The organism is Pedobacter polysacchareus (assembly GCF_019802255.1).
GTDB classification, from domain to species: Bacteria; Bacteroidota; Bacteroidia; order Sphingobacteriales; family Sphingobacteriaceae; genus Pedobacter; species Pedobacter polysacchareus.
In genome coordinates this window covers 499,222-516,788 of record NZ_JAHYSS010000002.1, presented here as the reverse complement: position 1 = coordinate 516,788, position 17,567 = coordinate 499,222, and the positions used below count along the sequence as shown (strand labels likewise).

Genomic DNA, 17,567 nt, shown 5'->3' with positions numbered 1-17,567 from the left:
ATAATTATTATTCATATTTTAAAGCATCAACAGGACTGGTTTTTATGGCATTCCTAGCCTGAAAACTTACGGTTAATAAAGTCAATAGGATACTGATAAATCCGGCAATCAGGAAGGGCAGTACAGGAACTTCAATTCTGTAAGCGAAGGTATCCAGCCATCTTTGCGCAGCGATATAAGCAACAGGCCAGCCGATGAGATTGGCTACCAAAACAATTCGGATAAAGAAATTATTCAGCAAGCTGAGGATATTTAAATCTGTAGCGCCCAACACTTTTCTAATAGAAATCTCCTTCATCCTACTGCTAATCGTGAAGGCAGAAAATGCGAAAAGACCTAAGGTAGCAATGAAAATAGTGAGCAAAGCAGCGCCATAAAAGACAGATTGCAGTTGTTCTTGCTTTTTAAACAAGCGGCCATACAACTCGTCCATAAACTCATACCTGAAGTCATCACCATCCATCTTATTCAAATGCTTCCAGTCTGACTTTAGAGTAGCAAGTACCCCCGCCATGCGGTCAGGGTCTATATTCACCATCAGTTTCATTTTACCATTTGCACAGGGACTATTCACAGCATAAACTGTAGGTTCAACCGCAGCTTCAAAGCCCTGCATTTTGGCATCCTTAACCACCCCTACAATTCGGTAGTCTATATTACAACCTCTGATCGTCTTTCCAACAGGATGCGTAATCCCATAAGCTGCCACTGCAGATTCGTTGAGCACAATTCCATTCTCAGCATCAGCAGGAAAAGTTTTGGAGAAAAAGCGACCGTCTTTAAGTTTCAGATGAAGGGTTTCAAAATAGTCGAAATCGGTATGAACAATGTCCATTCCTAGTTCCTTACCTTCCGCGGAGTAATTGACTCTTCCTGGCCTTGAGCCATCAGGAACATCCGAAGTCACGGTAAAAGAATTAACCCCAGGGATAGCCAGAATCCGCGCTTTCATGTTCTCAAAATAAGCACGGTCGAACCACACCATATTTTTGATGTATACCACCTGTCCAGTTTTAAAACCGGTATCTTCTGTCCTCATGTATTTCAGCTGACTGCTCACAATCAGCAAACCAGCCATGAAAATAATCGCCACTGTAAACTGTGTCACCAATAAGGCATTCCTAAGCCATAAAGTTTTATAGCTGGTTTGAAGATTCCCTTTTAACACGGAAGCCGGTTTAAACCCTGACAATACTAATGCAGGGTAAACACCGGAAATCAATGTAATGATCAGCAATACCAATGGCAGTTGCCAGGCCAGAGCCGTGTTGTCTCTCCATAGTGAAAAAGAAACACTGAAAGCATCATTAAATAGCGGCAGGAATAATTCTGCAAGCAAAATTCCAATCAGCAAAGCGACCAGACACTGCATAAAAATCTCTATCAGAAACTGGAAAGTCAGCTGGATGCGATATGCCCCCAATACCTTTTTCACCCCTACTTCTTTTGCTCTCTTATTAGTTTGTGCAATGGTCAGATTGGTGAAATTAATACAGGCAATCACCATCACCAATATAGTCAGTACCGACAAGGCCATTACAATTTTATAATTGGTATTGCTGCCTGCAATCGGTCTTAAATGTAAATTATCCAGGGGATCTAGAAAAACTCCTGATTTGTCAAGCGCGTTAAGATCCGCAGCCATCGTCACGTCAGCTTCGGTCTTTAATGTGCCCTCCCGACCGGCAGCGGCAGTCAAACGCGACTTTTTCAATTCTTCTTTAAAAACAGCATCCACCTTTTTCTGCAGGAGCTCTAGGTCAGTACCTTCCTTTACTGCAATATAAGTTTGGTAATTATTAGCACTTGGTTCCTGTCCGGCACCCACATCATCAGTAATGATCAAAGCATCGAAAACCAGATTGGAATGTGCAGAATTATGATTGATAATTCCCATAATATCACCGTACTGAAGCGCATTTGATGGCCCAATACCAACCTTAACGGGAAAAGATGGCATTTTCTTTGGAAACATGGTCGAAACAAACTCTTTCGGGACATATAAATCCAATGCTCCGTCTGCCGGTTTAGTCAAGCCATTCTCCGGTTTGATATCAAACATTTTAGCCAGGGTATAATCAACGGAAATCACTTGTTTTCCATACACACGGCCATCCTGAGTACTAAATGCGAACTCAAAATTCGTCTGCCTGCTCCTCCCTACATTTTCAATCTCCGGAATCGCATCTTTCAATGCTTTTGCCAAAGACATCGCAGTATAATTCGTTTTGTGATCAGGTAATATTCTTCCCACCTGATAGATCTGCTTATAGTTAGGAATATTGTGGTCAAAAGTAGTCTCGAAACGTACATAGATGGCTACTAAAATAAAAGCTGCTAAAGCGATGGCTAGTCCAAAGATGTTTATAGCAGTATATACCCTATTTTTCCAAAGGTTACGCAATGCGATTTTGAGGTTGAGTCTGAACATAATCTATTCGTATTTAAGTGCGTCAACGGGGTTTGCTTTCACTACTTTCACAGATTGCATGCTCACTGTAAACCCGGCAATAATCAAGGATAAGGCAAGGGCAATTGCGAAAGGGATCATGGAGATGTCCACCCGGAATTCATATTTAGAAAGCCATTTACTAATGACAATGTAGGCTATAGGAAAGGCGATTAGATTAGCAATCACCACCAGTTTAATAAAATCTTTATTTAATAAAGTAAGGATATGGAAGGTATTTGCACCTAACACTTTGCGGATGCTGATTTCCTTTTTACGCTGTTCAGCCATAAACAGGGTGAGTCCGAGCAGTCCTAAACAAGAAATAAACACGGCAAAACCACCAAACCAATTGGCCAGTATACCCATTAATTTTTCGTCATTGAACTTCGCCTCAAAACTGTCTCCCACAAAGGTAATAGAGGCTGGAAAATCAGGATTGACTTCTTTCATCATAGTTTCCACAGTTGCTATACCATTACTGAGGTTTTGTTCAGGATTCAAGCGCATTGCCATCACTCCTTCTGTTTCAATACCTTTCAGGATCACCATAGGCGTAGTGCTTTGATAAGGAGATTCCATGACAAAATCTTTCATCACCCCTACTACAGTATAGTTGTCTCCATTCCAGGTAATGACCGAGCCCACAGGTTTTGAAAGTCCTATTACTTTAACCGCAGCTTCATTGATGACCACGCTGGTGGAATCCTGAAAACGGGGTAAAAAATCTCTTCCTTCCAGCATACTTCCTCCCAGTGTAGCTGCAAAATCATCATAGGCAAACCTAAAGTTAAACAGGATATTTTCGTTTGGATTTTTACCGGACCAGGCGATAGAAGTTGTATTATTTCCTCCTTGAGTTAAACTCCGGCTAAAAGTACTCACATGACTAACAACGCCGCTTTTTAGCAGCCTGTCACGAAATAACGTCGCTTTTGAGGCATCTTTTAACACTCCTTCTATGGGAATTTCAATCAAACCATTTCTATCATACCCGATTGGTTTGTCCTTGATAAACATCAGTTGCTGATAAATCACCGCAGTACAAATCATCAGGCAGGAAGCGAATACAAATTGAAAGACCACCAATACTTTCCTGATCGATAAAGAAGTGCCACCACTTCTGCTGAATCCCTTTAATACCTTTACGGGCTCAAAAGAAGACAGATAAAAAGCGGGGTAACTACCGGCAATAAAACCGGTAAAAAGTGTCAATGCAAATAACACCGACCAAAACTTCCAATCGGAATAATTGATTGTTAAGGTCACATGCAGCAAATTATTAAAATAAGGAAGGCTAATTTCTATGAGTATAAAGGCAACGATCATTCCCAGAAAGGCCAGCAACATAGATTCCAGAATAAACTGACCAACTAATGATTTCCTTGCTGCACCAATGGCCTTTCTCACCCCTACTTCTTTTGCTCTCTTTTCAGACCTAGCCGTAGAAAGATTCATGAAATTGATGCAGGCAATCAGTAGAATACAAAAAGCAAGGATAAAGAAAATCCTCAGCATATCAATTTTACCTCCAACAGATTTTCCCTGTTCAAAATGATCGTATAAATGCCATTTAGCAATAGGATGGATAATCGTAGCATTGTCATTGTCTTTTTCGTTTCTGCCATAGACACCATAGATTTCCTTGCTTACCTTTTCAAAGGAACTATTATCCCTTAATTGCAGCAGGGTTAAACAGAAATTACTTCCCCAGCCAGCCCTTTTACTCCATGGATTTAATTTCTCATAAAACTGCCAGGAAAGCAGATAGTCAAACTGAATGCTGCTGGTTACGGGCACATCTTCGATCACCCCCTCCACGGTAAGCAATTCTTCACCGGCAAACTTCAGCGTTTTATTTAAGGGCTCTTCCGCTCCAAATAAAATTTTAGCCAGTCTTTCAGTGAGAATGATCCCATTAGGGGCGTTCAAAGCCTGATCTTTATTTCCTTTAATAAATTTATAATCGAAAATTTTAAGAAAAGCAGGATCAGCAAACACCCCCTTCTTCTTATAGGATTTATCCAGGTTACTAATTAAGAACTCATTAGGATAAGTGGAATGAGAGGCATAAGCCACCTCTGGCACTGTTTCTTTCAAAGTCTGCGCCATAACACCAGGTGTCCAGGCATAACTCACGATACCGTTTGCATTCTTCTGATTACTATATACCACATAAGTACGGTCGTAACCAGAGCTATGTTTATCGTAACTCCATTCGTAGGCTACATATAATAACAAAAGCATACAGCTCGCCAAGCCAATAGCCAGTCCACCTACATTAATGAGGGTATAACCTTTGTTTTTCCAAAGGTTACGCAGGGCGATTTTTAGGTTCAGTCTAAACATATCTTTTAGGTTAATCGGTTATTCGTATTTAAGTGCATCTACCGGTTTCGCATTGGCGGTTTTATACGTCTGCAGGCTAACCGTTAATACCGTCACCAATACCGAAACGAACGCTGCGACAAGGAATGGCCAGATGGTGATGGTGCTGCGATAGGCAAATCCAGACAACCAGGTACTCGCTAAAATATAAGCGATCGGAATGGCGATTAGATTGGCGATCAATACCAGGATCAGGAAAGTGCTATTGATCATTTTCAGGATATCACGGGTTTCCGCGCCCAGCACTTTTCTTACGCCAATTTCTTTGGTACGTTCCTGCACAGTAAAGGAAGCCAATGCAAATAAACCGAGTATGGCAAGTGCGAGCGTTACATACGTGAAAATATTGAAGATCTTATCTAACCTTACATACTGCACATACACATTGGCAAAACTCTGATCCAGCCAGGTATATTGAAATGGAAAAGGTTCCACAGATTGCCAAATGTTCTTAATCCCGGTGATCGTTTCTTGTGTATGCTGTCCATTCACCTTTACCACCACCTGATCAGCTGAGTTTGAGTTTTTGGTCTCTACCATAAAAACCGTAGGTTCAGCAGCAAACTCCATCCCTTTCTGAACATGATCTTTTACCACCCCCACAATAACCTGATCATTGATCCATTTTTTTCCGATGAGGTCCTTCAATGCATATTTCTTAACCGCAGCTTCATTGACCATCACAGCGGTACTATCTGTCTTAAATTTGCTGGAAATCAATCTTCCTGATATCGCAGGCATTCCCATAACGTCAAAATAATCAAAATCAGTAGTCACCACACTTAGGTTATCTACATACTGACCGTTGAACTCACGACCGATCACCTGCATTGCTTTAACGCCCGGATAATAATTTACCCTGCTTACCCCAGTTACCCCATCAATTTTCAATAAGCGATCTTTTACCTGCTGAAAATTACTTCTGGTATCCCCTTTTCTGATTTTAAATATTAATACATGGTCTTTTTTAAAACCAACATCCTGATTTTTAATATAATTGACCTGCTGCTTGATCATCATTAAAGACACAATAAATACAATGGCCACTATAAACTGGACAGAGATCAATCCTTTACGCACCCAAAGACTTCCATTCCCTCTGGAAAAATTTCCTTTCAATACTTTTACTGGCTCATAGCTGGATAGGAAGAAGGCGGCATATCCTCCAGAAAGGACAATCACCAATAACATCACTGATCCTAATTGAAGACCCAGCTGCAAAGGATTATTATAAGTTAATAAAGACAAATTCAGATCCATCAACCGGTTCATGATAGGTAGCGCTACTTCCGCAAACACTAAGGCCAGCAGCAGCGCTACCAAACACTGAATCGTTGTTTCTGTTAGAAAATAGGTGATCAGGTTACGTTTTGCAGCCCCCAGCACTTTTCGGATACCGGTTTCTTTTGCTCTTTTTACAGACTGTGCAATTGATAAATTGGTAAAATTGATACAGGCAATAATGAGTAATAAAGAAGAAAATAACACCAAAAGAGTCACCATGGAAGGATTTCCTCTTTTAGAAGGATCCATCATGCTGGTAGAATGCAGGTAAACATCAGTTACCGGTATAGCGATCAGCTGGGTTTTCTGCATACTCGCCTCTTTTTTCACCAGCGGTAATTTTTGAAATGCAGCATTGAGCTTTTTGCCAAATTCCACTGGGTCTGTTCCTGGTTTTACTTTTAGATAAGTATAAAAGTTGCCATTATTCCAGCCATCTCCCGCAGAACTTTTCTTTATAAAACCTTCCACTTCGAGATGTTCAGGCGTATTTGGCAATTCATAAACACCGCTTACTGTATAACGCTCATTGGTATTGATCAATAAAGACTGTCCTACAGGATTAGTTTTTCCGAAAAACCGCTCACTTACCGGCTGACTCAGTACAATCTGATCTTTTGATTGGATGGATGATTTCGCATCCCCATAAATGAATTTATAAGGAAAAAGATTAAACCAGTTGCTGTCTACACCAAGAATATGGTCTACATACATTTCTGTTGGACCTGAACTCAACAAGCGTTGACGAGTATCCCAAACATAATAGCGCCCATAATCCTCAATTTCTGGAGTCACTTCCTTTAGCGCTGGTGCTAACTCTGCAGGGCTTGAAGCGTATTCATCCTGATCCGGTCCGCCTTTAATAGAAAGACGGTATACATTCTTCGCCTCCGGATTCCAGGTATCATAACTTTTTTCCAGATTTGCGTATAGAAGGATGATGATAAATCCCGCCAGACCAATGGATAGCCCGAAGATGTTCAACAAGGTATACCCCTTGGTTTTCCAAAGGTTACGCAATGCGATTTTAAGGTTAAGTCTGAACATATTAATATCTCTGCTTTAATTATTCGTATTTAAGCGCATCAACCGGATTTTTCCTGGCTGTTTTAAAAGGTTGCGCATGGCGATTTTGAAGTTGAGTCGGAACATCAGGATTTGGTATTTTAAATTAATTCTTCGGTACGGGTCTTATTAATTTTCTCTGAGATCACATGACCATCTTTTAAGTTGATGATGCGGTTGGAGAAACTGGCATCATGAGAAGAGTGGGTCACCATAACGATAGTGGTTCCTGTTTCGTTAAGTTCACACAGCAACTCCATTACTTCATTACCATGAGAACTATCCAGGTTACCGGTTGGCTCATCGGCAAGTACTAATTTAGGTTTAGTCACCAGCGCTCTGGCTACGGCCACACGCTGCTGCTGTCCACCGGAAAGCTGCTGAGGAAAGTGCCCGCTCCTATTCACGATATTCATCCTCTCGATGATTTCATTCACCAGGCGCTTGCGCTCCGGAGCAGCTACTTTATTGTAAATCAAAGGCAGTTCAATGTTTTCAAAAACGGTCAGTTCATCAATCAGGTTGAAATTCTGAAATACAAATCCCATGTTGCGTTTTCTGAAATTAGAACGTTCTTTATCGTTCAGTTTCAGCAGTTCCGTATCTATAAATTTATAGCTGCCGCTTTCTGGTTTATCGAGTAAACCCATCACATTTAAAAGGGTAGATTTACCACATCCGGATGGCCCCATAATAGAGACAAATTCTCCTTCTTTAACATGAAGGTTAATTCCATTCAAAGCGGTAGTTTCAATTTCTTCTGTTTTGTAAACTTTCTCCAGGTTTTCAATTTTTATCATGGCTATATTTTTTCTTTCAGGGTTTCTTTTTAGTAGATGAGCGCCCGGGTCAACGCATAACCACGGGCTAACTAACCTAAATTTATCTTATTTACTCACTTCTATAATATCATATTGATTAAACTGATCGTAAGATGAAGTAATCACATCCTCTCCTTTTTGCAGCCCTTCCAATACTTCATAATATTTATGGTTTTTACGGCCAATCTTCACATTTCTCTTGGTGGCTTTACCATCTTTCAAGACAAATACCCAGGTCCCTCCAGTGCTTTGGAAAAACTGTCCCTGAGCAATCAGCAATGATTTACTATTGTCAGATAAGGTCAGTTTCACCTGCATAGACAAACCTCTTCTCAGGTCTTCCGGTGCTTTGCCTTCAAACACAAGCTCCACCTGAAACTGTCCGGCAGTTACCTCAGGAATTACTTTCCTCACCACTAACTTATAAGTACTCCCATTAAACTCCACACTGGCAGTTTGCCCTTCTTTCACTCTGTTCACATAATATTCATCTACACTGGCCTGTAGTTTATAACCTTGCATGACATCAATCTTGCCCAGCATCTCATTGGGAGCATAAGACTTACCTATAACCGGATCGTAAGAGGAGAGACGACCGGCTACAGGCGCCTTAATTGTCATGTTTTCTATATTTTGTCGGATGGTTTCCAGGCTTTCATTCATTCTTCCGATAGAAATGTCAATTTGTTTCAATTGCATAACCCTACCTTCATTTTCCTGTTTGATTGCTTGTCTTAAAATCCCTCTTCTGCCTTGATAGTATTCGTAATCCTGACTGGAAGTATTGAATTCCTCCCTGGTGATCACATTTTTCTTGAACAAAGCACTGTCAATTTTATATTTACGGGTTGCAGTTCTCAAACTGTTTTCAATATCCATCATATCCTGACCCATTACCCTTTGGTTTTGCTCCAGGTCCAATCTTAGTTTTCTCAATTGGTTGATCTGCTCAGTAATGCTGGTTTCGCTGGAAGTATAACTAGATAAAGCATTTGGATTGGTGATTCTCAATAAAGGTGTTCCTTTTACTACGGATGCTCCGTTCTCTGTAAAAATCTCCGCCACCGTTCCACCTTCCGGCGAACTTACAATCACAGAAGTTAAGGGCACAACACTGGCATTTAATAATACGACATCTTCAAAATCACCAAAAGAGACCTGGTTGATGGTTAATTTTTCTGCATCTGCTTTGTACACCTTATTCAAGGATAAGCTATACCCATAGGCCACCAGCCCCACTAAAACAACCACACCTGCAATAGTTAATATCGTTTTCTTATTGAACCGTTTCTTCTGTATAATCTTATCCATTTTTATCTTACGCTTATTGCTGAGCCATAAGCTAAGGCTGTGCCAATCCGAATAAACACAATTATATCGCTATATATCAATGACTTAATTCAACACCACATCAAAAACCGTTCATAATCGGACAGTAGCTGTACAGCATCGAACAGTTTCTTTTATTTTTGATTTTAAATTCATACCATAATGATAGCTGCAAATGTTTTAGTAATTGATGATGACGATGACATCCTGTTAAGTGCACGCTTATTCCTGAAGCAGCACTTCAGTCAGGTGATCACCTGTAAATCACCTAAAGAGATCAATGTATTATTGAGTCACAATGACGTAGACCTCATTTTGCTCGACATGAACTATCAGAAAGGGGCTAGTGATGGCCGCGAAGGATTGTACTGGCTGGAGCACATTTTATCAATTGATAAAGACTATGTCGTGATTCTGATGACTGCCTATGGAAACGTAGAACTTGCTGTTCAGGCAATCAAAAAAGGCGCAACAGACTTTATCCTGAAACCCTGGGAAAATGAAAAACTGTTTGCCACCCTATCTTCTGCCTCCCGATTAAGGCAATCCAATAAAAAGGTGAAGAAACTGGAAAAGATCCATTCTTCGCTGCAAAAGGATCAGGCCAGACAATTTGATCATATTGTTGGAAACTCCGAACCGATCAAACACTTACAGAACACATTGATAAAAGTGGCCCCCACCGATGCCAATGTATTGATATTGGGCGAAAACGGAACAGGAAAACAGGTATTCGCTTATGAATTACACAAGCATTCTCTCAGGAAAAACGCCATTTTCATGCATGTGGATTTAGGCTCCCTCAATGAGAACCTTTTCGAAAGTGAACTCTTTGGCTATGCTAAAGGTGCTTTTACGGATGCAAAAGAAGATAAACCCGGCAGGTTCGAACTTGCCGAGGGCGGAACGATATTTCTGGATGAGATCGGCAATTTATCTCAGCCGCTGCAAGCTAAATTATTGAGCGTACTGCAAAATAGAACGGTCACCAGATTGGGCGAAAGTAAAGAAAGAAAGGTAAATGTGAGGCTGATCACCGCCACTAACATGCCTTTAAATGATATGGTTGCAAAAGGGACTTTCCGACAGGATTTACTATTCCGTATCAATACTGTAGAACTTTTATTACCGGGATTAGCGCAGCGTGGAGCAGACATTACCCTGCTGGCCAACCACTTTCTGCATAGCTTCAGCACCAAATACCATAAAAACCTGTACAAATTTGAGCCAAAGGCGGAAACGCTGCTATTGGGTTATCACTGGCCGGGGAATGTGCGCGAATTGCAGCACGTCATTGAGCGTGCCGTAATTATGGCCGATGGCATGGAGATCTCTGCACATGACCTGCAGCTGAGTCCGCAGAAATTTGGAGGCAGTACCGTCATCCAGCCGGAAATGGGACTGGAAGAAATGGAAAAGCTGATGGTGCAGAAAGCAATCGATAAACATAAAGGAAACATCTCCAGAGCCGCATTGGAACTGGGCCTCACCCGTGCTGCACTCTACCGGCGCATAGAAAAGTTTGACCTATGATGTTCTATAACCGATTCACTTTCCAGCTCCTCTGCAGATTAGTTTTAATCAATGTGCTGGGGATCCTGTTGTATCATTTGATCAAAAGAACAGAACTCTGGTTTACCATTTCCGGATTGAGCATCCTTTTGATCGCCGCATTAACAAATTTATATTACTATATAAATCAGATCAGAGACGACATCAAACGCTTCATCCTGGCAGTAAAAACCCGCGACAGCACTTTAAACTTCAGGAATAAAGCAACCAGTGGAAGTTTTCCAGAGCTGTATGAGTCTTTTAACGACATCATACAGACACAAAAAGACATGCAGCTGGAAAAAGATTCCATGTTTCAATTGATCAAAACCATATTGGAACAAGTGCCTGTAGGGGTCATCGTGGTGAAAGACAATGAACAGGATGCCAAACAAGCAGAAATCGTATTTTTCAATCAGGCAGCCACCAGTTTATTAGGGATACCAGCCTATAAATATTGGCACCGACTGGCACAGCATAGTCCTGCATTTGCCAAAGAAATAGAAGACATTGGCAAAGGGGGAAAACGCTTTATGGAACTTAAAATCCAGGATAAACAAATCCAGCTCTCTACAGAAGTGATCCCTTTAAACCTGTATCTGACCGATTATACCATCATTTCCTTCCAAAACATTAAAGATGAGATAGAGCAAAAGGAATCCGAGGCCTGGAACCGCTTAATTGGCGTAATCTCCCACGAAATCCTAAATTCCATCACACCAATCAGCTCATTATCCGACACCGTAAACAGCATGATTGCGGATAAACAATCCTTAAACCAGGAAGACCTGGAAGATTTAAAACCAGCCATAAAAACCATCAAAAGAAGGTCTGAGGGGCTGCTGGACTTCGTAAAAGATTACCGTTTAATTGCAGAATTGCCAACTCCTGATCTGGAATACCATACTATAGGAGAAATCCTGCAGCACATTAAAGTATTGATGCAACCTTTTGCCAGCGGCAGAAACATCATTCTTAAAGTGGAACAAACCTCCTCCAAGATCACCATTCAAATTGATTTGAAACTGGTGGAACAGGCTTTGATCAACCTGGTGACGAATAGTATTTATGCTTTGGAAGGAGTAGAACATCCGGTTATAGAAATCAATTACCGGATGGATCAGAATAAACTTTATCTGGAGGTGATCGACAATGGAAAAGGTATTGATACAGAATTGATTGAAAAGATCTTTGTACCCTTCTTTACCACCAGAAAAAATGGTTCAGGAATCGGGCTTACCATCACCAGAAATATTATGAAAATGCACCATGGGAATTTGGAAGTAAACTCCATCCCTTATGAAAAAACGGTATTCTCTCTGATTTTCAGGTATCAATAAAATTTCCGGGTATCCATAAAAAAAGCAGTTGCGTGGCTTAACACCTACAACTGCTTTTCATAAAAATTCTATTTATTTAGCCCTGCAATTTTAAATCACAGTTCCATCAGGAATAATTGCGCCTTTTTTAACGACTACAATACCATCTTTTACCGTATACAAAGGGTGGTCGCTATCAGGAAGCTGTGCTCCTCCATTAATCTGCACGTCATTCCCTATCCTGCAATTTTTATCCAGAATGGCATTGGTAATGGTACAATTGTCGCCGATCCCGATCCATGGTTTTTTATTTTCCAGATCGATCTCCAAATCGTCCAATGTCTGATATTTATCACTGCCCATAATGTAACAGCTATCTATCGTGGTTCCTTTACCAATTCTTGCTCGGATACCAATCACCGAATGCTTGATACATTTCGCATGTAAAATACAGCCTTCGGCAATAATGGTTTTATCCAGTGTAGTACCTAATATTTTAGAAGGCGGCAGCATACGTGCACGGGTAAAAATACTATGCTTACTATCAAAAAGATTGAACTTAGGCAGGTCATCTGTTAGCCCTAAGTTAGCTTCAAAGAAGGAAGAAATGTTACCGATATCGGTCCAATATCCTTCATATTGATAGCTCAACACACGGTTCGACTGTAATAACCTTGGGATAATCTCTTTTCCAAAATCTTTTTCTTCTGCATTTTCCGCAAAGATCTTGATCAGCAATTCTCTGCTGAAGATGTAAATACCCATTGAAGCCAGGTGTTCACGTCCTTCTGCACGCATCTCATCTCCAGTATCAGAAGTCCAGTCCTTCAATAATTCTGCGGCTGGTTTCTCAATAAATGAGGTAATAATATTATCGGAATTGGTTTTCAGAATCCCAAAATCAGTGGCATCTTTTGCTGTTACCGGAATAGTTGCCAGCGTCAGGTGTACACCACTCTCAATATGTGCATTGACCATTTCATTGAAATCCATCTGGTACAGCTGATCACCAGATAAGATGAGTACGTACTCAAACTCATGGTTCAGCAAATGGTGCATCACCTGTCTAACGGCATCTGCAGTTCCCTGAAACCAGGTTGGATTGTCTGGAGTCTGCTCAGCTGCCAGAATATCTACAAAAGCAGCACTGAAATGGCTGAAATGGTAAGTATTCTTAATGTGCTTATTCAGCGAAGCGGAATTAAACTGCGTCAGGACAAACATGCGATGTATGCCTGAATTTAAGCAGTTAGAAATAGGAATATCGACCAATCTGTATTTTCCAGCAATAGGAACAGCAGGCTTGGATCGCGTTTGTGTTAGTGGGGAAAGCCTAGATCCCTGGCCACCGCCCAGGATGACGCCTAATACTTTATCAGTCATAAATATTCAGTTTACATTTGGTACAAATCAATATATTCTTGAGCCGCTCTATCCCATGAGTGGTCTAATCGCATCATATACTTACGGATTTCCTTTAGCTTCTGCTGGTCCTGATATAGTTCATAAGCCCTACCTATCGCGTGCCCTACATCCCAAACACTAGTCTGGTCATGACAAATACCAAAACCGCCATCTCCAATATCTATCACCGTATCTTTTAATCCTCCGATCCTACGAACAATAGGAACGGTTCCATAACGCAGGGCATACATCTGATTCAATCCACATGGCTCCACTCTGCTTGGCATCAGCAGGAAGTCGGCCCCGGCATAAATCTGGTGCGACAACTGTTCGTTGTAGCCAATATACGCATTATAATTTCCTGGAAAGGCCTCTTTCAACTGCATCAATCTACCTTCTACCTGAGGATCTCCAGATCCTAAAACCAATACATTAATCGCGCCATTTCCTTTTAACAAGGCATTATAAAAAATCTCAGGCAATAAATCTGCCCCCTTCTCTCCTACCAATCGTCCGATAAAAGTAAATAATGGCTTTTCAGGATCCAGGTTAAACACCTTACATAGCGCCGCTTTATTAGCTTTTTTTCCACTATCTAAAGTACGAATCGCATATTTCTTTTCCAGCATTGGGTCGTTTTGCGGATCCCATACCTCATTGTCAATCCCATTTAAAATGCCCACAGATTTGGAGCGCTCCTGCGCGAGTAAATCCTCCAGACCATTGGCTTTAAAACTAATTTCTTCCAAATAACTTAGCGACACCGTAGTGACTCTCCAGGCACATTTAATTGCCGCAGCCAATGGATTTATCGATCCTTTCCAGTCCAGCTGTCCAGATTTCCATAAATCAAATGGTGGTAAATAGTGTAATTTATCCCAACCAAACTGCCCCTGATACTGCGCATTATGAATGGTCAATACCGAAGCCACCTGACTTAACTTTTTAAACTGATGTCCATACGCCATCATAAAAGGGACTAATCCCGTATGGTGGTCATGACAATGGATCACATCTGGCTTATGTTCCCACTGCGCAATCCAGTCCAATACGGCAATCTGAAAAGCTAAAAAACGTTCTGTATCGTCGTCATAGCCGTAAACATTTGGTCGGTCCATTAAACCGGAAATATGGACCAGGTATAAATCAAAACCCAGTTTATTGGTCAGTTCTCTAAATATTCTGACCGGAAAATCATGAAAGCCCAACTTCCCCCATCCATCATACACCACTTCAAACTCATTTTCCTGCATAAATTTGGTCTGATAAGCGGGCATTACCACTTTAGCAACATGGCCAAGCTTATTCTGGTATTTTGGCAAAGCGCCAACAACATCGCCTAAACCACCTACTTTAGCAATAGGGTAACATTCTGCACTCAGGTGGATAATCTCCATAATTCTCAAAGGATTAAAAGTATCATAAAATAGGTAATACAAGGTAAAATGGCAATTATTCCTGCAAATAATTTTACTTTAAAAATTTAGCTATTCGAGTCTGAAATGTTTTGCGCTGAAGGGCGCAATATTTTCTAGGTCTCTCCACAGCATAAATTTTTAAAGCAAAATTAACGCCGAATAGTTGTGGAGGGAAAAAGGGAGAAGAGAAAGTTGGGAGCTGGAGAGCGGGGAAGGGAAAATCAAGTAATATTCTTTACTTGATTGATAAAAAAAAAGAAGCGTTCTAAGGAAATGGTATAGAAAGTTTTGCGCCCTTCAGCGCAAAAGATTTCAACCTTTTCTTAGTAATGCTTCTTTTTTAAACTTGGTAATGCTTTTTTTAATTTAGAAAATTAATCTGCAACCGCTCTAAACATCAACGCAGCAACCGTTAAATTCGTTCTGCTGTCGATCAGGATCGCTGCACCATTCGCTTTATTATCTGTATAAAGATCAAAAGCCAGCTCATCAGCTGTTTTAATTAAAATCCTGCCAATATCATTCAATTTGAAGTCCGCCGCATCCTGTTTCTCTAAAGTATTGATGTCTACTTTATAAATGATCTCGCTGATCTTCGCTTTTGTGACCTTGCTATTGTGCTGTAACAGGTAAGTGATACTTTCATCAAGCGGGCGACTATCCATCCAGCAAACATCTGTTTCAATCAGTTTCGAGTTTTGCGGTAAATGGGCTGCATTGACTAAAACATCGCCTCTGCTGATGTCGATATTGTCTTTCAGGTGAAGCGTAACTGATTGTCCGGCATGCACTTCTTCCGGTCTAAGGTCAAATATTTCGATCCTATCGATGGTAGAACTACTTCCTGATGGCAATACGGTTACTTTATCATTCAGTTTAAATGAACCACTTAATACTCTGCCGGCATAACCACGGTAATCATGAAGCGCATCCGTTTGAGGCCTCACTACCCATTGCACAGGCATTCTAGCCAGGTTATAACTTTGTTTATCTTCAACATCCACTGTTTCCAGGAAATGGAGCAGGCTGCGTCCCTGGTACCAAACCATATTTTGTGACTCATGAACGATGTTATCGCCTTTTAACGCACTAACAGGGATGAAGGTTACGGCTTTGAGTTTCAATTCTTCGGCCAGTGTTTTATACTTTTCAGTGATCGCATCGAACACCGTTTCGCTATAATCCACCATATCCATTTTGTTGATGGCTACCACTACATGCTCGATTCCCAATAAAGAAACCAGGTAAGAATGTCTGATCGTTTGTTCTACTACCCCATTTCTGGCATCAATTAAGATAATGGCCAATTTAGCGGTCGAAGCACCGGTAACCATGTTTCTGGTATATTGAATATGACCAGGGGTATCGGCGATAATAAATTTACGCTGCTCCGTCTGGAAATATTTATAGGCCACATCGATGGTGATTCCTTGTTCTCTTTCTGCTCTTAAACCGTCTGTTAAAATGGCCAGGTCAATGGTACCATCGTCATTTTTGCGGTTAGATTGCTGTAAGGCTTCCAGTTGATCCGCTAAAATAGAATCTGTATCGTAAAGCAGTCTTCCGATAAGTGTACTCTTTCCGTCGTCTACACTTCCTGCTGTAAAAAATTTCAATAAATTCATTAAAAATACCCTCCTTTTTTGCGGTCTTCCATAGCAGCTTCTGATACTTTATCGTCCATGCGGGCGCCACGTTCACTAATTTTTGATGCACTGATTTCGCTGATGATGTCTTCGATCTGATCGGCTTCCGATTCTACGGCTGCGGTACAGCTCATATCACCTACGGTACGGAAACGAACCATTTTATTTTCTACGATATCATCTGCGTCCATATTCAGGAATGGTGAAGCGGCCATCAGCTGACCATTTCTGGTGATCACATCTCTGCGGTGTGCGAAATAGATAGAAGGAAGATCAATATTTTCTCTTTTGATATAGTTCCAGACATCCAGTTCCGTCCAGTTGCTGATTGGGAAAACGCGTACATTTTCTCCTTTATGGATTTTACCATTATAGATGTTCCAGAGTTCCGGACGCTGGCGCTTAGGATCCCATTGTCCGAATTCATCCCTTACAGAGAAAATCCTTTCTTTGGCCCTTGCTTTTTCTTCATCGCGGCGTGCGCCACCAATACAGGCATCGAAACCATGTTTGGCAATCGTGTCCAGTAAAGTTACCGTTTGCAGAGAATTCCTGCTGGCACTTTTTCCGGTTTGTTCTACTACTTTTCCTTGATCAATAGACTCCTGTACATGACCAACGATGAGCTTTTCACCCAGGCGTTCCACCATTTTATCACGGTAGGAAATGGTTTCTTCGAAGTTATGTCCAGTATCAATATGTACCAGTGGGAAGGGAAATTTTCCTGGGCGGAATGCTTTTTCGGCAAGTCTTACCAGGGTAATCGAGTCTTTTCCTCCGGAGAATAGCAATGCTGGCTTTTCAAATTGCCCGGCCACTTCACGTAAAATGTGAATGGCTTCGGCTTCCAGTTCGTCTAAATAATCTAAATTATACTTACTCATTTTCTTATC

The 17,567-nt window shown here is 41.0% G+C and carries 11 protein-coding genes; 2 read left to right on the top strand and 9 right to left on the bottom strand.

What is annotated here, in order from left to right:
• Positions 1 to 7 precede the first annotated feature (7 nt).
• The 5 genes from K7X70_RS06080 to K7X70_RS06060 all read right to left on the bottom strand — a co-directional run bounded on the left by K7X70_RS06080 (position 8) and on the right by K7X70_RS06060 (position 9,318).
• Positions 8 to 2,431, bottom strand: a complete 2,424-nt coding sequence (locus K7X70_RS06080; protein ID WP_222536211.1) for an ABC transporter permease — start codon at positions 2,429 to 2,431, stop codon at positions 8 to 10.
• 3 nt (positions 2,432 to 2,434) lie between these two features.
• A complete protein-coding gene (locus K7X70_RS06075) occupies positions 2,435 to 4,798 on the bottom strand; it encodes an ABC transporter permease (RefSeq protein WP_222536210.1) in 2,364 nt (787 codons plus the stop codon).
• 18 nt (positions 4,799 to 4,816) lie between these two features.
• Positions 4,817 to 7,168, bottom strand: a complete 2,352-nt coding sequence (locus K7X70_RS06070; RefSeq protein ID WP_222536209.1) for an ABC transporter permease — start codon at positions 7,166 to 7,168, stop codon at positions 4,817 to 4,819.
• A 119-nt stretch (positions 7,169 to 7,287) separates the two neighbouring features.
• A complete protein-coding gene (locus K7X70_RS06065; protein ID WP_062547310.1) occupies positions 7,288 to 7,986 on the bottom strand; it encodes an ABC transporter ATP-binding protein in 699 nt (232 codons plus the stop codon).
• A gap of 87 nt (positions 7,987 to 8,073) precedes the next feature.
• Complete coding sequence (locus K7X70_RS06060; protein ID WP_222536208.1) at positions 8,074 to 9,318, bottom strand: efflux RND transporter periplasmic adaptor subunit; 1,245 nt, start codon at positions 9,316 to 9,318, stop codon at positions 8,074 to 8,076.
• 180 nt (positions 9,319 to 9,498) lie between these two features.
• Here K7X70_RS06060 and K7X70_RS06055 point away from each other — a divergent pair, with 180 nt between their 5' ends.
• On the top strand, positions 9,499 to 10,869 hold the full coding sequence (locus K7X70_RS06055; RefSeq protein ID WP_222536207.1) for a sigma-54-dependent transcriptional regulator: 1,371 nt from the start codon (positions 9,499 to 9,501) through the stop codon (positions 10,867 to 10,869).
• The gene (locus tag K7X70_RS06050) at positions 10,866 to 12,227 is read left to right on the top strand and encodes a sensor histidine kinase (protein WP_255606942.1); all 1,362 of its coding nucleotides are present in this window, start codon (positions 10,866 to 10,868) and stop codon (positions 12,225 to 12,227) included. Before K7X70_RS06055 ends, K7X70_RS06050 begins: the two co-directional genes overlap by 4 nt.
• A 90-nt stretch (positions 12,228 to 12,317) precedes the next feature.
• Here K7X70_RS06050 and K7X70_RS06045 read toward each other — a convergent pair whose 3' ends face one another.
• The 4 genes from K7X70_RS06045 to cysD all read right to left on the bottom strand — a co-directional run bounded on the left by K7X70_RS06045 (position 12,318) and on the right by cysD (position 17,558).
• Positions 12,318 to 13,589 carry a glucose-1-phosphate adenylyltransferase gene (locus K7X70_RS06045; RefSeq protein ID WP_222536206.1) on the bottom strand — a complete coding sequence of 424 codons (1,272 nt, stop codon included), beginning with the start codon at positions 13,587 to 13,589 and terminating at the stop codon, positions 12,318 to 12,320.
• A gap of 11 nt (positions 13,590 to 13,600) precedes the next feature.
• Positions 13,601 to 15,007 (bottom strand): glycogen synthase, encoded by a 1,407-nt coding sequence (locus K7X70_RS06040; RefSeq protein ID WP_222536205.1) that lies wholly within the window; start codon positions 15,005 to 15,007, stop codon positions 13,601 to 13,603.
• A gap of 395 nt (positions 15,008 to 15,402) precedes the next feature.
• Positions 15,403 to 16,653: a sulfate adenylyltransferase subunit 1 gene (locus K7X70_RS06035; protein WP_222536204.1), complete on the bottom strand. Its 1,251-nt coding sequence runs from the start codon at positions 16,651 to 16,653 to the stop codon at positions 15,403 to 15,405.
• A complete protein-coding gene (cysD, locus tag K7X70_RS06030) occupies positions 16,653 to 17,558 on the bottom strand; it encodes a sulfate adenylyltransferase subunit CysD (protein ID WP_222536203.1) in 906 nt (301 codons plus the stop codon). The genes K7X70_RS06035 and cysD overlap by 1 nt, the downstream gene beginning before the upstream one ends.
• Between the last annotated feature and the right edge of the window lie 9 nt (positions 17,559 to 17,567).